Source organism: Yoonia sp. (assembly GCF_046498525.1).
GTDB lineage: Bacteria > Pseudomonadota > Alphaproteobacteria > Rhodobacterales > Rhodobacteraceae > Yoonia.
Genome location: NZ_JAWOAN010000279.1, coordinates 1 through 15864 on the forward strand (window position 1 = coordinate 1; position 15864 = coordinate 15864).

Annotated in this window: 16 protein-coding genes and 1 tRNA gene; 10 read left to right on the forward strand and 7 right to left on the reverse strand. The window is 58.1% G+C overall.

Going from position 1 to position 15864, the window contains the following annotated elements; genetic code table 11:
* The 5 genes from R6T97_RS16285 to phnN form a co-directional block, all read left to right on the forward strand.
* A partial coding sequence (locus R6T97_RS16285; RefSeq protein ID WP_410350332.1) for a carbon-phosphorus lyase complex subunit PhnI occupies window positions 1-517 on the forward strand: 517 nt, incomplete at its 5' end.
* Entirely contained in the window at window positions 514-1365 is an 852-nt protein-coding gene (locus R6T97_RS16290; RefSeq protein ID WP_410350333.1) for an alpha-D-ribose 1-methylphosphonate 5-phosphate C-P-lyase PhnJ, read from the forward strand. The genes R6T97_RS16285 and R6T97_RS16290, both read left to right, overlap by 4 nt.
* Complete coding sequence (gene phnK, locus R6T97_RS16295; RefSeq protein ID WP_410350334.1) at window positions 1362-2132, forward strand: phosphonate C-P lyase system protein PhnK; 771 nt, start codon at window positions 1362-1364, stop codon at window positions 2130-2132. The genes R6T97_RS16290 and phnK overlap by 4 nt, the downstream gene beginning before the upstream one ends.
* 3 nt (window positions 2133-2135) lie before the next feature.
* The gene (gene phnL, locus R6T97_RS16300; protein ID WP_410350335.1) at window positions 2136-2819 is read left to right on the forward strand and encodes a phosphonate C-P lyase system protein PhnL; all 684 of its coding nucleotides are present in this window, start codon (window positions 2136-2138) and stop codon (window positions 2817-2819) included.
* The gene (gene phnN, locus R6T97_RS16305; RefSeq protein ID WP_410350336.1) at window positions 2816-3361 is read left to right on the forward strand and encodes a phosphonate metabolism protein/1,5-bisphosphokinase (PRPP-forming) PhnN; all 546 of its coding nucleotides are present in this window, start codon (window positions 2816-2818) and stop codon (window positions 3359-3361) included. The genes phnL and phnN overlap by 4 nt, the downstream gene beginning before the upstream one ends.
* Here phnN and R6T97_RS16310 read toward each other — a convergent pair.
* Window positions 3343-4014 (reverse strand): DUF1045 domain-containing protein, encoded by a 672-nt coding sequence (locus R6T97_RS16310; RefSeq protein ID WP_410350337.1) that lies wholly within the window; start codon window positions 4012-4014, stop codon window positions 3343-3345. The two genes, phnN and R6T97_RS16310, sit on opposite strands and share 19 nt — an antisense overlap.
* Here R6T97_RS16310 and R6T97_RS16315 point away from each other — a divergent pair.
* Window positions 4013-5206 carry an alpha-D-ribose 1-methylphosphonate 5-triphosphate diphosphatase gene (locus tag R6T97_RS16315; protein ID WP_410350338.1) on the forward strand — a complete coding sequence of 398 codons (1194 nt, stop codon included), beginning with the start codon at window positions 4013-4015 and terminating at the stop codon, window positions 5204-5206. The genes R6T97_RS16310 and R6T97_RS16315 overlap by 2 nt on opposite strands.
* Before the next feature lie 95 nt (window positions 5207-5301).
* Here the strand turns inward: R6T97_RS16315 and R6T97_RS16320 are convergent, their stop codons facing one another.
* Entirely contained in the window at window positions 5302-5496 is a 195-nt protein-coding gene (locus tag R6T97_RS16320; protein WP_410350339.1) for a hypothetical protein, read from the reverse strand.
* Window positions 5497-5726: 230 nt separating this feature from the next.
* Here R6T97_RS16320 and R6T97_RS16325 point away from each other — a divergent pair, with 230 nt between their 5' ends.
* Genes R6T97_RS16325 through arsJ form a run of 3 tightly spaced genes read left to right on the forward strand, consistent with a single transcriptional unit; the run spans window position 5727 to window position 8832 of the window.
* A complete protein-coding gene (locus tag R6T97_RS16325) occupies window positions 5727-6572 on the forward strand; it encodes an ArsR family transcriptional regulator (protein WP_410350340.1) in 846 nt (281 codons plus the stop codon).
* Window positions 6569-7567, forward strand: coding sequence for an ArsJ-associated glyceraldehyde-3-phosphate dehydrogenase (locus tag R6T97_RS16330; RefSeq protein ID WP_410350341.1), 999 nt, complete (start codon window positions 6569-6571; stop codon window positions 7565-7567). Before R6T97_RS16325 ends, R6T97_RS16330 begins: the two co-directional genes overlap by 4 nt.
* Complete coding sequence (gene arsJ / locus R6T97_RS16335; protein WP_410350342.1) at window positions 7564-8832, forward strand: organoarsenical effux MFS transporter ArsJ; 1269 nt, start codon at window positions 7564-7566, stop codon at window positions 8830-8832. The genes R6T97_RS16330 and arsJ overlap by 4 nt, the downstream gene beginning before the upstream one ends.
* A gap of 385 nt (window positions 8833-9217) precedes the next feature.
* Here arsJ and R6T97_RS16340 read toward each other — a convergent pair whose 3' ends face one another.
* The 5 genes from R6T97_RS16340 to R6T97_RS16360 all read right to left on the reverse strand — a co-directional run bounded on the left by R6T97_RS16340 (window position 9218) and on the right by R6T97_RS16360 (window position 14867).
* Window positions 9218-9349: a hypothetical protein gene (locus R6T97_RS16340; protein ID WP_410350343.1), complete on the reverse strand. Its 132-nt coding sequence runs from the start codon at window positions 9347-9349 to the stop codon at window positions 9218-9220.
* 274 nt (window positions 9350-9623) lie between these two features.
* A tRNA-Gly gene (locus R6T97_RS16345) sits at window positions 9624-9698 on the reverse strand.
* A gap of 139 nt (window positions 9699-9837) precedes the next feature.
* Complete coding sequence (locus R6T97_RS16350; protein ID WP_410350344.1) at window positions 9838-10227, reverse strand: VOC family protein; 390 nt, start codon at window positions 10225-10227, stop codon at window positions 9838-9840.
* A complete protein-coding gene (locus tag R6T97_RS16355; RefSeq protein ID WP_410350345.1) occupies window positions 10224-13667 on the reverse strand; it encodes a pyruvate carboxylase in 3444 nt (1147 codons plus the stop codon). Before R6T97_RS16355 ends, R6T97_RS16350 begins: the two co-directional genes overlap by 4 nt.
* Window positions 13668-13727: 60 nt before the next feature.
* Complete coding sequence (locus tag R6T97_RS16360) at window positions 13728-14867, reverse strand: alpha-hydroxy acid oxidase (RefSeq protein WP_410350346.1); 1140 nt, start codon at window positions 14865-14867, stop codon at window positions 13728-13730.
* A gap of 141 nt (window positions 14868-15008) precedes the next feature.
* On the opposite strand from R6T97_RS16360, the gene R6T97_RS16365 reads away from it, so the two are divergent.
* Window positions 15009-15864 (forward strand): ATP-dependent helicase (locus tag R6T97_RS16365; protein ID WP_410350347.1); only part of this gene is annotated, 856 nt, incomplete at its 3' end.

The following is a 15864-nucleotide window of genomic DNA, read 5'->3' on the forward strand; positions in this document are numbered from 1 at the left end:
GCGCCTTCAGGCGCTGACCCGCGCGGACGAGGGATTTACTCTGGGTCTCGCCTATTCAACACAGCGCGGCTACGCCCGCAATCATGCTTTTGTCGGTGAGTTGCGCATCGGTGCTGTGCCGGTCGAAATGGATATTCCCGAGCTTGGGTTCGCGATTGATATCGGAGAGGTGACACTGACCGAATGCGAGACGGTCAACCAGTTTACAGGCTCAAAAACCGAACCGCCCCAATTCACCCGCGGCTATGGTCTTGTCTTTGGCCAGACGGAGCGCAAGGCGATCTCCATGGCGCTGGTCGACCGTGCTATGAGGTGGGAAGAACTGGGCGAAGACAACGTCGGCGCACCCGCGCAAGACGCGGAATTCGTCCTTTATCATGCTGATAATATTCAGGCGACGGGCTTTCTGGAGCACATCAAGCTGCCGCATTATGTGGATTTCCAATCCGAACTGGAACTGGTGCGCAAGCTCCGCCGTGACGCGACGGCCAATCAGGTGCAGGAGGCTGCGGAATGAACAGTTATAATTTCGCCTATCTGGACGAACAGACCAAACGCATGATCCGACGCGCGATCCTCAAGGGTCTTGCCGTGCCGGGCTATCAGGTGCCTTTCGCCAGCCGTGAAATGCCGATGCCCTACGGGTGGGGCACGGGCGGCGTGCAGGTCTCGGCTGCTGTGCTGACGCCGGGTGATATATTCAAGGTTATCGACCAAGGGGCGGACGACACGACGAACGCGGTTTCAATCCGCAGCTTCTTTCAGCGCACAGCCGGTGTCGCGACCACGACCAAAACACGCGAGGCGACTGTGATCCAGACACGCCACCGCATTCCCGAAGAGCCGCTGACAGAGGGCCAGATTCTTGTCTATCAGGTCCCGATCCCGGAACCCTTGCGCTTTCTTGAACCGCGCGAAAGCGAAACGCGCAAGATGCACAGCCTTGAAGAATACGGGCTGATGCATGTGAAGCTTTATGAAGATATCGCCCGCCACGGACATATCGCGACCTCATATGCGTATCCGGTCAAGGTCGAAGGGCGCTATGTGATGGACCCGTCACCGATCCCGAAATTCGACAACCCCAAACTGGGTGACATGGCCGCGATACAACTCTTCGGCGCAGGTCGCGAACAGCGGATTTACGCGCTTCCGCCCTATTCGAACGCCGTCAGCCTCGACTTTGAGGACCACCCGTTCGAAGCCAGCAAAGCAGACCATCCCTGCGGCTTGTGCGGCGCGGATCACAGCTATCTTGATGAAGTCATCATCGATGATGCGGGCGGGCGTATGTTTGTCTGTTCGGATACGGATTATTGCGAAGGCCGCCAAGCGGCGGGGCATCGCGGAAAGGATGCGGCATGACGCCATTGTTGTCCGTTGAAGGGGTTACCAAGCGCTACGGCAGCCATATCGGCTGTGCGGATGTGTCTTTCGACCTTTATCCAGGTGAGGTCATGGGCATTGTCGGGGAAAGCGGGTCTGGCAAATCCACGCTGTTGAACTGTCTGGCAGGGCATCTGACGGCGGATGCAGGGCGCGTGGTGTTCGACACCCGCGTGGACGGTCCAAGGGACACGTTGACCATGTCAGAACCGGAGCGCCGGATGCTGGGCCGCACCGACTGGGCCTTCGTGCACCAACACGCCCGTGACGGGCTGCGCATGGGCGTATCTGCGGGCGGCAATGTGGGCGAAAGGTTGATGGCCGTTGGCGCGCGCCATTATGGCGACATCCGCGACAAGGCCACCGATTGGCTGGAGCGTGTCGAGATTGACGCCACCCGCATTGATGATCGCCCGACGGCATTTTCTGGCGGGATGCAGCAACGCCTGCAAATCGCACGCAATCTGGTGACCGGTCCGCGCTTGGTGTTCATGGATGAACCCACAGGGGGGCTGGATGTGTCCGTGCAGGCGCGATTGCTGGACCTGTTGCGCGGTCTTGTTCGCGATATGGGATTATCGGCGATCATCGTGACCCACGACCTTGCGGTGGTGCGTCTTCTGGCTGACCGGCTTATGGTGATGAAATCAGGCCGTGTTGTGGAGGCAGGCCTGACCGACCAAGTGCTGGATGATCCACAGCACGCCTATAGCCAACTCCTTGTCAGTTCCGTTTTGCAGGTGTGAGAAATGATTGAACTCAAAGACGTATCCAAGACCTTCACGCTGCACAATCAGGGCAGTGCGGTTATTGAAGTGCTCAGCGGTGTGTCACTCAGTGTCGCGCCGGGTGAATGTGTGGCGCTGACCGGGGCTTCCGGCGCGGGCAAGTCCACTTTGATGCGGATGATCTATGGAAACTATATGGCCCAGTCCGGCGCGATCCGTATCGGTGATGTCGATCTGGTGCAGGCCGAACCGCGCGACGTCATTGGGTTGCGGCGACAGACACTTGGCTATGTCAGCCAGTTTCTGCGCGTCGTGCCGCGCGTGCCGACACGCGACGTTGTTGCAGAACCCTTGCGTGCCTTGGGTGTACCGGCAGAGACTGCGCTGGCGCGGTCCGAGGCCTTGCTGTCGCAGCTAAATATTCCGCAAAGGCTGTGGTCGCTTTCGCCCACGACATTTTCGGGCGGCGAACAGCAACGCGTCAACATCGCGCGTGGATTTGCCCATGCCTATCCCGCCATGCTGCTGGACGAACCGACCGCCAGCCTTGATGCCGCCAACCGCGAGGTCGTGCTAGCGCTGATCGAAGAGGCCAAGGCGCGGGGTGCTGCGATCATCGGCATTTTCCATGACGAAAACGCGCGCGCGCGCGTCTGCGACCGCGAAATCGACGTGGCCCGTTTCACGCCGGGAATGGCGGCGTGAAGCCCGGGCGGCTCATCGCTGTCGTAGGCCCCTCGGGGGTTGGAAAAGACAGCGTGATGGCGGGTATCAAGGCCGCCGCGCCCAAGATGCATCTGGTGCGCCGCATCGTGACCCGAGAACCTGATCTGGCTGGAGAGAACTACGATTCCGTCAGTGTGTCCCATTTCAGACAATTGGCAGAGGAAAATGCATTTGCTGTCCATTGGGGCGCGCACGGGCTGTTTTACGGCATCCCGAACACCGTCAGATATCAACTTGGCCGTGGCACCGACTGTCTTGCCAATTTTTCCCGGTCAGCGCTGCTAGAGGGTGCAAAGGTTTTTGCCAACTTTACAGTGCTCCACATCACGGCAAGCCCCGAAATCCTGTCACGCCGCCTGATGACGCGGGGCAGGGAAACACCGGAAGAGATCGAAAAGCGGCTTGCCCAGTCTGAAAAGCCGTTGCCAGCGGGCCTTGATGTGCTGGAGCTTTGCAACGACGACGAGCTGAGCAAGACTGTCGCAAGGGCGATTGCCATGCTTCAACCGGAAAGGGCGTAGCGTTGGATTTGTTCGAAGCGGCCATCCTGCCGTTCCCCGCAAAGCGCGACCGCATCGACCACGAAGGGCGCGGGCAAAGGCGGCAAACGGGGCTCCAACACTTGCGTCCAACGGGCGATGGCCTTGGCATCCAGACGCCCGCTCAGGGTCAGATGAAAACGGAATTCATCCATAACGTAAGGATAGCCCCAATCCGCCAGCAAAGCCTCTTGGCGGGGTGTCAGCCCTGCATTTCGCCGCCGCGCCAATTCTGCCTCGTTTGGTGGTGCGCGAAAACGGTCAAGCTGTTGCACACAGGTGCCGGCGACCTGGCGCAAGCCATCGGTGTCGCCTTGCGGGGTCAATGCCAGAAAACCACCAAGCGCCGTCAGTGCCAGCCCGTCGCAATGCGTGGCAGGACAGTTTGCAGTGACCTCTGCGACAGCCGCCTTCAAGTCGTCTGCGGTCGTGCCTTCGGCAAGGCGGAACGGTGGTTTCAGCGTCCCGTGAAAACCGTATTTTCGGGGTGTCATGGTAATGTCATCAAGGCCGGTCACATCCGGTTGAACCGCGTCACAACCGCGGGCAACATCCCAGCCCAGCCAGGCTGCACCGAAATCCGCCAAAGCCCCGGCAGGTGGTAAATAATAGATCGCAAAGCGAGAGTATGTCATGACTTATCCCTTCAGTTCGCCCTCTGTCGCAAACGCAGATGACACCTCTATGTCAGGTGACCTGTGTCTCGCCAATGGCACACTTGTCCTGCCGGACCGCGTACTGACCGGGGCCGTCACGATCGAAGGCGGCGTCATCACGCAGATTTCCGAAGGCGATTACGTGCCCTCGGGAGCGATCGACTGTGGCGGAGACTTCATCACGCCAGGTTTGATTGAATTGCACACGGACAATCTGGAGCGGCATCTGGAGCCACGCCCGGAGGTCGATTGGCCCCACTTGCCAGCGCTTATCGCACATGATGCGGAACTTGCCTCGACCGGTATCACAACGGTCTTCGACGCGCTGCGCGCGGGCTCGATCCACAGTGGTAAGGGGCGCTTCCTCGACTATGCGCGCGCAGTTGCGGACGAACTGCTCAAGGCGCGCGCAGAGGGTATGTTCAAGATCAGTCATTTCCTGCATCTGCGGGCTGAAATCTGCTCGGAAACGCTGTTGGAAGAACTTGCGCTGTTTGGCCCTGAGGATCGGGTCGGCATCGTCAGTCTGATGGATCACACCCCGGGCCAGCGCCAATTCCGCGATCTTTCGGCATTGAAGGCCTATGTCGCGAAAAAGCGCGGCATGACGGACGATGATTTTATAGAGCATGTGGCGAACCTCAAACGCCTTCAGGCGGAATTTGGCGCGATACATGAGGCAGGTGCGGTGACCGAGGCGAAACGGTTGGGTGCCGTTCTGGCAAGCCATGACGATACGACGCCAGCCCATGTTGCAAAATCCGCCAGCAATGGTGTTGGCTTTGCGGAATTCCCGACAACTGCAGAGGCAGCGCAAGCCTGTCGAGATCACGGAATTGCGGTGATGATGGGCGCGCCAAACCTTATCCGCGGCGGCTCTCACTCGGGGAATGTCGCGGCAGAAGACCTCGCGCGTGCGGGGCTCTTGGATATCGTCTCATCGGATTATGTTCCGGCTGGGCTGTTGATGTCGGCGTTCCAGCTTGGTGACCTGTGGGATGACCTGCCGCGTGCGATTTATTGCGTATCATGCGCCCCGGCTAAGGCGGCGTCCCTGCATGATCGCGGTGCCCTCGCCACCGGTCTGCGCGGCGATGTGCTGCGTGTGCGCAAACTAAAAAACACACCCGCGCTGCGGGGGGTGTGGAGTTGTGGAAATCGCATTGCGTAACTTGGGTCCGGATACGGGGTGGCAAAACTATGCCGTAGCGACGTATTCAACGCTGGGTTCTCGGCAGTTCATCCTTAGTTGAACCTGCCCCGGGTTCAGGCTTGCGCGAGCCAGTCCGCCAGCTTTTCCCGCGCCGCGCCAAAACACTCCTTGGTGTCGAGATCACTGAGCTTAAGGTCGTAGCGACGGATCGGGCGGGCAATTCTGGATTGCGCCGACTTGCACCATAAAGCCACGACGCGGCCTGCTTCATCTGTTTCGGCTACGTAGAAATCAACTGCTGTTGTCATGGTCCCCTGTCACCCCCCGGCCATCAGGGTTTTACGTTTCGATATATTGTTAAATGAGTCAAGTATCGCCAATAACCGCAAAGGTCGGACTGGCGCACCGTCGCCGCGGGCCGGTGCGCTGGTTCCTCACCGCGGTGATGATGGTGACTTGATGCATGCTGGCAGTGCAACGCACTTAATTTTACAAATCCTTCACTTTTAATATGTCTGACTTCCGATATTCTAGAAATATGGAATTAAGCATATCAAACCGCCTTTCAGCACTTGGCCATCCGCAGCGACTGGCCTTGTTTCGTCTGCTTATGCGGCGCTATCCAGACCGCGTTCCCGCAACCGAACTGGCGCTGGCGTTGGAGCTCAAGCCCAATACGCTGTCGAGCTACGTCAACGCCCTGATGCAGGTCGGGCTTCTATCGCAAGAGCGTGTGGGTACATCACTGCGCTACTCAATCAATATGGATATTGCGCGCGAAACATTCGACTATCTGCTGCTTGATTGCTGCAGGGGTCGTCCGGAAACCTGTTCGTTCAACACTTTTCCCGCTCTTTCAGGAGTCAGCCCAATGACTGATCGCAAGTACAATGTTCTCTTTATCTGTACGGGCAATTCGGCCCGTTCAATTTTTGCCGAATCGATCCTTCGCAATGTGGCGGGTGACCGGTTCGTTGCCCATTCGGCAGGTACGAAGCCGAATTCCGAGCTCAATCCTTTTGCTGTCGAGGTTCTGGAGCAGAAAGGCTATGATATTTCGGTGCTGCGCGCAAAAAATGTGGTTGAGTTTCAAGGCGGTGATGCGCCGAACTTCGACTTTGTATTCACTGTCTGCAATCAGGCCGCCAACGAAGATTGCCCCTCTTGGCAAGGCCAACCGGTGAGTGCGCATTGGGGGCTGCCTGATCCTGTGAAAGTCGCAGGATCGGATGCCGAAAAAAGCCTTGCTTTCCAGCAGACTTATGGCGCGCTGCACAATCGGATCATCGCTTTTACCTCTTTGCCGATTGCATCACTTGACCGCATTTCACTGCAAAAAGCCGTCGATGACATCGGACAAGACCATGAAGGAGCATCAGCATGACCGTCTATGCACTCAACGGCCTTGGCCGGATCGGAAAATTGGCGCTCAAGCCCTTGCTTGGGAAAGGCGCTGAAATCGCCTGGATCAACGATGCAGTCGGCGACCCCGAAATGCACGCGCACCTGCTTGAATTTGATACCGTACATGGCCGGTGGCGTGCCGATTTCGCCTATGACGCAGACAGCGTCAGCATCGACGGTGTGCGCCTGCCATTCATCGGGGCGCGGGATATTTCCGATCTGCCACTGGAGGGTGTGGATGTGGTGATCGACTGCACCGGCGTTTTCAAGACTGAAAGCAAACTCGCGCCCTACTTTGATGCAGGCATCAAAAAGGTTGTCGTCTCCGCTCCGGTCAAGGACGGCGATGCTGCTAATATCGTTTACGGCGTCAATCACGATATCTACGAACCGGAGCGCCACCGCATCGTAACGGCGGCAAGCTGTACCACGAACTGTCTGGCCCCTGTGGTGAAGGTGATTCATGAAAACCTGCGGATCAAGCACGGATCAATCACGACGATCCACAATGTGACCAACACACAGACCATCGTTGACAAGCCCGCCAAGGATCTGCGGCGCGCCCGGTCTGCACTGAATTCGCTGATCCCGACCACAACCGGCAGCGCGACCGCGATCACCCTGATCTATCCCGAACTGACAGGCCGCTTGAACGGTCATGCGGTCCGTGTGCCGCTGCTGAATGCATCCCTGACCGATTGTGTGTTCGAGGTGGAGACCGAGACCACGGCGCAAGAAGTGAACGCGCTGTTCAAGGAGGCCTCGGAAGGGGCGCTGAAGGGCATACTCGGCTATGAGGAGCGCCCGCTTGTATCGACCGACTACACCAATGACGAACGCTCGGGGATTGTCGATGCGCCATCGACCATGGTCGTGAACGGCACGCAGGTGAAGGTCTATGTCTGGTATGACAACGAGATGGGCTATGCGCATCGTCTGGTGGATGTCGCTATGATGGTCGGGGCGTCGGTGTGACTCAAACCTCGACGCGGCCCGAGGGGCTGTCGGCCTATATCGCGGTAACGGCGGCTTATTGGGCTTTCATGCTCACCGATGGCGCGCTGCGTATGCTGGTGCTGTTGCACTTTCATACGCTGGGCTTTTCGCCGGTCCAGTTGGCCTATCTCTTCGTGCTTTACGAAATCGCGGGGATTGTCACCAATCTGGGGGCAGGGTGGATCGCGGCGCGGTTCGGCCTGACATCAACCCTTTATGCCGGGCTGGCGATACAGGTGTTGGCCTTGCTTGCGCTTGCGCAGCTTGATCCGGCGTGGGTCATTGGGGTTTCGGTCGTCTATGTCATGCTGGTGCAAGGGGCGAGCGGGGTTGCAAAGGATCTTGCGAAAATGTCTTCCAAATCGGCGGTCAAGATTTTGGCCCCGACAGAAGATGGCGGTTTGTTCCGGTGGGTGGCCATTCTGACAGGCTCCAAGAATATAGTCAAAGGCATCGGCTTTTTGTTGGGGGCAACGCTTCTGGCCACCTTGGGCTTTGTCTGGGCTGTTCTGGGTATGGCCGCGATCCTTGCGATAATCCTGATTGCCGTGCTGATCGCGATGCCATCGGGTCTGCCCAAGGGTCGTAAGGGCACGAAATTTTCAGAGGTGTTTTCGAAATCGGCGAACGTCAACTGGCTTTCGGCGGCACGCGTCTTTCTGTTCGGCGCGCGGGATGTCTGGTTCGTCGTTGGTATTCCCATCTATTTCTATGCCGTGCTGTCCGATGGCACGGTTGCGGGGAACCGGACGGCATTTTTCATGATCGGCATCTTTATGGCAGCCTGGATCATACTGTACGGGCTGGTTCAGGCAAATGCGCCGCGCATACTGCGGGCAAACGCCCGGCCAGAGGCAGAACTGATAGGCGCGGCACGCGGTTGGGCGTGGTCCCTTGCGGTTATTCCTGCGGTACTGACGGTGGCGGTGCTCTTGGCGGGTGAGCCACAGATGTGGCTGACGATTGTGCTGGTGATCGGTCTGTTGGTGTTCGGTGCGGTCTTTGCGGTGAATTCGTCCCTCCATTCCTATCTGATCCTGGCGTTCACCAAGGCAGAACGGGTCACGATGGACGTGGGCTTTTACTATATGGCCAATGCAGCGGGGCGCCTGCTTGGAACTCTATTGTCCGGTCTGACATACCAGATCGGGGGACTGCCTTTGCTTCTGGCGACAGCCGCCGTCATGGTTGCGTTATCGGCCAGTGTCGTCGGATTTTTAAAGCCTCATGCAGACCCGGTGTGAAGGGGCTGTGGCAAGCATGATGTGACTTGACGACGGCCAACCTCGTTTCGAATTGCGATATCCCGTAAAGCAAGGCGCTGTCTTGTGATCTTGTCGTGAACACGAGCCAAAACTCAGGGCGATTGCAAGCCCATCAGCAAGCGAAAATGGCAATGCCGCCAGTTCAATGCAGCTAGAAACGCGGCTCATCAACGGACTGCGCAATTGATGAATATCAATACCTCACGGCGCGATTGCGCGAAAACTAAGGTCATAGGGTTGCCGATTCCCGTTCGTGTAATCCCTTAAGGGTCAGCCGCCGCCTGTTTCCCCAGAACGTCCCCGCGGCTGACCCCCCTTACATCCAATAAAGTCGAGCAAGAGGTTTCAGATGTACGAGATCAAGCTAGAGAAGGCTGACGGTGAAAATACATGCAGTTGGTGTTTTGCAAGAGACGACACGGTTCAGCGTCACGTCGATAGTGACACCTACTGGCATGAAGGTTGCGTTGATGCCGCCGGCGATACCGTCGAACATATCATCGACTGGCTCCCCGCGCAGAAAAGGTCTCGATCTTGAAAATGGTTAAAAGAACAATGTCCGACAAATTCAAACGGGCCTAAGATTACGATCTGCTAGCCTAAAATATCAGTCCCTCAGGGGAACATAGCCGATTAGAAGAAGCGTGGTTTCGTGTGGCTGAAAGCTAGCTAGGCAGAGCGGCCAGTATGTATGCAAGCAGAAAAAATTGCCCTGAAAACGAACAAAGGACTACAAATTTTTGTAGTCCTTTGTTTCTATATGTCCGAAATGGAGCGGGCGAAGAGATTCGAACTCTCGACCCTAACCTTGGCAAGGTTATGCTCTACCCCTGAGCTACGCCCGCGCGCCAATTCGTGTGCTGTGATCTATAAAGAGTTGCGCCGTTCTGCAAGACCAAAATCACAAGATTGCATGTTTTTATCGTGGGACTAGGCAGAACCCGTTTCTTGGTGTCGTGGCGATCCAAAATGTCTGTGACTTCGTCACGTTGCGAACTGTATCAGATCCCACCGGTTGCCGAAAGGATCGCGAAAGACCGCCACCTGACCATAGGATTCACTGCGCGGCGGTGCCTCGAATGTAATGCCGTTTAGCGACATGGCGGCGAAATCACGTTCAAAATCATCTGTTTGCAAAAACAACCAGACGCGGCCACCGCATTGGTTACCAATCGCCGCGGTTTGTTCGTCGCCGACAGCCTGCGCCAGAAGGAACGCAGTTTGTGCCCCTTTGGGGGCGACGCGCACCCAGCGCTTGCCTTGGCCAAGGTCGGTATCTTCCAGCAGGTCGAATCCCATTTGCCCTACAAAAAATCTGATCCCCGCGTCGTAGTCCGGCACGAGGATCGCGACCAAAGCAAGGCTCTGAGTCACTCAAGTTCGACCAGCAGGTCCTTAGCGTCAATCTGCGCCCCTGCCTGCACATGCACGGCCTTGACCACTGCATCACGTTCCGCATGAATGCCGGTTTCCATTTTCATCGCTTCGATGGTGAGCAGCAGATCGCCCGCCTTTACGTGCTTGCCCGGTACGACCGCGACGGTCGCCACAACACCCGGCATCGGTGCGCCGATGTGGTTGGGGTTGCCGTTTTCGGCCTTGGGCCGCGAGACTTTCTCGGCGGCGGCCAGTCGGTTCATCACGCGAATCGTACGCGGTTGCCCGTTGAGTTCGAAAAAGACTTTGACCTCGCCGTCTTCGTTCATGTCGGCGACAGCCTGCAGCCGGATTTCCAGTGTCTTGCCGGGGTCGATCTCGGCCACGATTTCCTCGGCCGGTTCCATCCCGTAAAAGAACGTACGTGTCGGCAGGGTCCGCACCGGGCCATAGATCCGGTGACGTCCCATGTAATCGAGGAACACCTTGGGATACATCAGATAGCCGTTCAGGTCCTCGTCATCGACGGCTTTGCCTTCAAGCTGTGCTGAAAGGTCGGCGCGCGTTGCCTCCAGATCGACAGGCGGCAGGTGCTTGCCGGGGCGGTCCGTAATCGGCTTGTCCCCCTTGAGTATTTTTTTCTGGATGGCTTTGGGCCAGCCACCAGGCGGTTGGCCCAGATCACCGTGCATCATTTCCACCACGCTGTCGGGGAAGACCACATCTACTTCGGGGTCTTCGACCTCATCCCGCGTCAGGCCCTGGCTGACCATCATCAGTGCCATGTCGCCGACCACCTTGGAGGATGGTGTGACCTTGACGATATCGCCGAACATCTGGTTCACATCAGCATAGGTCTGCGCGACCTCGTGCCACCGCTCCTCCAGCCCCAAGGACCGCGCCTGCGCCTTGAGATTGGTGAATTGGCCGCCGGGCATCTCGTGCAGATAAACCTCGGAGGTAGGTGCCTGAAGCCCGGACTCGAAGGCTGCATAATGCGCGCGGACCTGTTCGAAATAGTTGCTGATCTGGCGGATCGCCGCCATATCCAGCCCGGTGTCGCGGTCTGTGCCCTTGAGCGCCTCGACGATGGACCCAAGTGTCGGCTGCGACGTATTGCCAGAGAGCGAGTCCATCGCAGCGTCCACGCAATCCACACCGGCAGCAGAGGCAGCCAGAACCGTCGCGATTGCGGCACCGGATGTATCATGCGTGTGAAAGTGGATCGGCAGGCTGATTTCTTCTTTCAGGGCCGTAAACAATGCGGATGCAGCGGCAGGTTTGAGCAGGCCCGCCATGTCCTTCAGCCCAAGCACATGCGCGCCCGCGGCCTCCAGTTCCTTGGCCATGCCGACATAGTATTTCAGATCGTACTTGGACCGGTTCGGGTCCATCAGATCGCCGGTGTAGCAAATCGTGCCTTCGCAGACCTTTTCCGCCTTGACCACCGCATCCATCGCGACGCGCATGTTTTCGACCCAGTTCAGGCTGTCGAACACGCGAAACACATCCACGCCAGAGCTTGCCGCCTGCGCCACAAAGCTTTGCACCACATTGTCGGGATAGTTGGTATAGCCCACCCCGTTCGAGGCGCGCAGCAACATCTGCGTCATGATATTAGGCATCTGCGCGCGGATATCGCGCAGGCGCTGCCACGGACATTCCTGCAAGAAGCGGTAGGCGACATCAAAGGTGGCCCCGCCCCAGCATTCCACGCTGAAAAGCTGGTGCATGTTGGCGGCATAGGCGGGGGCCGCGTTGATCATGTCGATCGAGCGCATCCGCGTGGCCAGAAGCGACTGGTGCCCGTCGCGCATGGTCGTATCGGTCATCAAAAGCTGTTTCTGGTCGCGCATCCAGTCGGCCACGGCCTCTGGTCCGAATTCATCCAGAATATTGCGGGTGCCGGGGGTGATGTCTGTGGTCGGTTTTACCGGCGGGCGAGGGGGTTTCACATCGGCGGCCGGACGCGGGCGGCCTTGGGTTTCGGGGTGCCCGTTGACGGTGATATCGGCGATATAGGTCAGGATTTTCGTGGCCCTGTCGCGGCGCTTGGAGAATTTGAACAGGTCCGGTGTCTCGTCAATGAACTTGGTGTGGTATTCATTGTTCAGGAACGTCGGGTGCTTGAGAAGGTTTTCCACGAACGCGATATTGGTCGACACACCGCGAATACGGAATTCGCGCAAGGCCCGGTCCATCCGCGCAATCACCATTTCGGGGGTCGGCGCGCGGGCGGTCACTTTGGTCAGCAAGCTATCGTAATAGCGGGTTATCACGGCACCGGAATAGGCGGTACCACCGTCAAGACGAATGCCCGGTCCGGTGGCCGAACGGTACATCTGTATGCGCCCGTAGTCGGGGATGAAGTTGTTCTGCGGGTCCTCGGTCGTCACGCGGCATTGCAGGGCGTGACCGTCCAGCTTCACATCGTACTGGCTGGCGCAACCGGTCGCCTCGACCAGCGATTTGCCTTCGGCAATCAGGATCTGGGCGCGTACGATGTCGATGCCGGTGACTTCCTCGGTCACGGTGTGTTCCACCTGTACGCGGGGGTTTACCTCGATGAAGTAGAACTCACCGTTGTCCATATCCATCAAGAATTCGACGGTGCCGGCACATTCGTAATTCACATGCTGGCAGATCTTTTTTCCCAGATTGCAAAGCTGTTCGCGCTGGGTGCCGGACAGGTATGGGGCGGGGGCCCGCTCCACGACCTTCTGGTTGCGGCGCTGGACGGAACAATCGCGTTCCCACAGGTGGTAAATCTGGCCGTGGCTGTCGCCCAAAATCTGCACCTCGACATGGCGGGCGCGCATGATCATCTTTTCCAGATAGCCTTCGCCATTGCCAAAGGCGGCTTCGGCCTCGCGGCGGCCTTCGAGCACTTTTTCTTCCAACTCGTCCTCGGACATGATCGGGCGCATACCGCGGCCACCGCCGCCCCAAGAGGCTTTGAGCATCAGCGGATAGCCTACTTCGGCGGCTTCTTTCTTGATCGCGGCCATGTCATCGCCCAGAACTTCTGTGGCGGGAATGACGGGAACGCCCGCCTCCATCGCGACGCGCCGCGCGCTGGCCTTGTCACCCAGCTGGCGCATCGTTTCAGCCTTCGGGCCGATGAATGTGATGCCGTTTGCCGTGCAGGCATCCACAAAATCGGGGTTTTCCGACAGCAGACCATAGCCGGGGTGGATCGCGTCGGCACCGGACATCTTGGCGACGCGGATGATTTCTTCGATAGACAGATATGCGGCAACGGGGCCAAGGTCCTCGCCGATGCGGTAGGCTTCATCCGCTTTGAAGCGGTGCAGGCCCAGCTTGTCCTCTTCGGCAAAGACCGCCACCGTCTTTTTGCCCATCTCGTTGGCGGCCCGCATGATACGGATGGCAATTTCGCCGCGGTTGGCAATCAGGATTTTCTTGAAGTCGGTCATGGCAGGCCCCTTTGCAGTTGCAGCATTGGTAAGGATCAAAATGCGGATCGTCTATAACGATTAGTGCGTAGGTCGCAGGCGATCAGGCACATCCCCGAGCGTTTTTGTGCCAAGCTGGCCCATGTTGCTGATCATATCCTGCCGGAGAATATCAAGCACATGCGCGGCCCCGGGTTCGCCCAAAGCCGCCAGACCATAGTGAAAAGCGCGGCCCAGCATCACGAAATTCGCGCCAAGCGCCAGAGCCCGCAGCACATCCAACCCGCCCGCGATGCCACTGTCGAAAATCACCGGCAGCGGCGTTGCCGCGCGGACCTGTGGCAGGGCTTCAATCGCCGCCGGCCCACCGTCAAACTGGCGGCCCGCGTGGTTGCTGACCCAGATCGCATCCGCCCCTTCATCGGTCAGCCGTGCGGCGTCATCGGGACTGCCGACGCCCTTGACGATCAGCGGACCGTCCCAGACATCGCGCAAGGATTTGAAATAATCCCAGTCGGGCGAGGTGCGCAGCAGATAGCCCACATGTTCGTTCGACGGCAGGGTGCCTTTGACGTCGGAATAGCCTTCCATCAGGCGCAGACGGGGCATACCGGTCTTGCGGATGCCGTTCAGCCACGCGGGGCATTGCGCCGCCTGCAGTGCCAGACGCGGCGTCAGTTTGGGCGGCTGGGTCAGCCCGCCGCGTGTCTGGCGTTCGCGGCGCGAGGCCACTGGCACGTCAACTGTCAGTACGAGGGTATGAAACCCACTGTCCTTGGCGCGTTTCAGAATATCGTCGCGAATGCCGGGATCGCGCGGCGGATAAAGCTGGAACCATGCATGTGGGCCAGCGTGCGGCCCAACATCCTCGGGCAGTTGGCTGGCCACGGTGGACAGGGTGTAGGGAATGTTTTCCGCCGCTGCCGTTCGCGCCAGCATCTTTTCGGCTCCCGGCCAGATCAGCCCTGACATACCGACCGGTGCGATACCTATGGGCAGCGGGTGGGTTTGGCCAAGCAGGGTGGTTGTCAGATCCGGCGTGAATTCGCCATGCAGGATCGAGGGGTTGAGCAGCACCTGATCCAACATGGTGCGGTTGCGCTTTTGGGTGGCTTCGACCCCCGTGGCGCTATCGAGGTATTCCCACACGAAGTGCGGGATGCGCGACCGCGCACGGGCTTGCAGATCGGAAATAGCGGGATAGCGGCTGTGTAATGTCATGTGGCGCAAGCTATGGCGACTGTGCCGCGTTTGGCAATCCTTCGGAGCCTCCGGCGGGGATATTTATGGGCCAATAATAACGAGGGGAACGGAAGTAGAACAAGCCTTTTCACGCGCGGCATGAGGCGCTATGTAAACGACATGAGCAATTTTTCCGAAGATGACGCATTTGAAGCGGCGGCGGTGCCATTAAGCCAGCAGGCGATGGCGCGGCCGAGTGCGGGTGGTCCTAGCGATCATCTGAAGTGGTTGAATGAACCACAGTTAGATGCTGCGACTAGAGTAGAAGGGCCTTTGCTGGTTTTGGCTGGTGCCGGAACCGGTAAAACACGAACTCTAATCTCGCGGATAGCTGAGTTACTTCACAAGGGGAAAGCACAATCCAACCAAATTCTGGCGGTCACGTTTACCAATAAAGCCGCAAAAGAAATGAAAGAGCGCGTGGTAAAGTACCCGGTGAACGTCGATGACGGGCTTCAATGGATGGGAACCTTTCATTCCGTCAGCGCCAAACTGTTGCGCCGCCATGCCGAACTCGTCGGGCTCAAATCGAATTTCACCATTCTGGATACAGACGATCAGATCCGCCTGATGAAACAGTTGATCGAAGCGGCGGGCATCGATCACAAACGCTGGCCCGCGCGGATGCTGGCGGGCATTATTGACGGATGGAAGAACACGGCATTCACGCCTGACAAGGTGCCGGTCGCGGACAGCGGTGCCTTTGACCAAAAGGGGGTGGACCTTTACGCCGCCTATCAGCGCCGTCTGCGGGATCTGAACGCCGTCGATTTCGGTGATATCCTGCTGCATATGGTCACGATTTTTCAAAACCATCCGGATGTGCTGGCGCAGTACCAGCGCTGGTTCCGCTATATTCTGGCGATATTGCACCTGGTAAAGGAAAATGCTGACCTTCAGGAAAACCTTGGTGCTGCCGCACATCTTATACACGGGAGCACTGAAAACAGGTTCAGGGTCACTTACTGTGCAGGGC

Excerpts from the sequence above, each read along its gene's own strand:
- phnK (WP_410350334.1), top strand. The coding sequence starts at position 1,362 with ATGACGCCATTGTTGTCCGTTGAAGGGGTTACCAAGCGCTACGGCAGC.
- phnL (WP_410350335.1), top strand. The coding sequence starts at position 2,136 with ATGATTGAACTCAAAGACGTATCCAAGACCTTCACGCTGCACAATCAG.
- R6T97_RS16360 (WP_410350346.1), bottom strand. The coding sequence starts at position 14,867 with ATGACATTACACAGCCGCTATCCCGCTATTTCCGATCTGCAAGCCCGT.
- R6T97_RS16325 (WP_410350340.1), top strand. The coding sequence starts at position 5,727 with ATGGAATTAAGCATATCAAACCGCCTTTCAGCACTTGGCCATCCGCAG.
- R6T97_RS16355 (WP_410350345.1), bottom strand. The coding sequence starts at position 13,667 with ATGACCGACTTCAAGAAAATCCTGATTGCCAACCGCGGCGAAATTGCC.
- R6T97_RS16340 (WP_410350343.1), bottom strand. The coding sequence starts at position 9,349 with ATGTTCGACGGTATCGCCGGCGGCATCAACGCAACCTTCATGCCAGTA.
- R6T97_RS16310 (WP_410350337.1), bottom strand. The coding sequence starts at position 4,014 with ATGACATACTCTCGCTTTGCGATCTATTATTTACCACCTGCCGGGGCT.
- R6T97_RS16330 (WP_410350341.1), top strand. The coding sequence starts at position 6,569 with ATGACCGTCTATGCACTCAACGGCCTTGGCCGGATCGGAAAATTGGCG.
- R6T97_RS16315 (WP_410350338.1), top strand. The coding sequence starts at position 4,013 with ATGACTTATCCCTTCAGTTCGCCCTCTGTCGCAAACGCAGATGACACC.
- R6T97_RS16290 (WP_410350333.1), top strand. The coding sequence starts at position 514 with ATGAACAGTTATAATTTCGCCTATCTGGACGAACAGACCAAACGCATG.
- R6T97_RS16320 (WP_410350339.1), bottom strand. The coding sequence starts at position 5,496 with ATGACAACAGCAGTTGATTTCTACGTAGCCGAAACAGATGAAGCAGGC.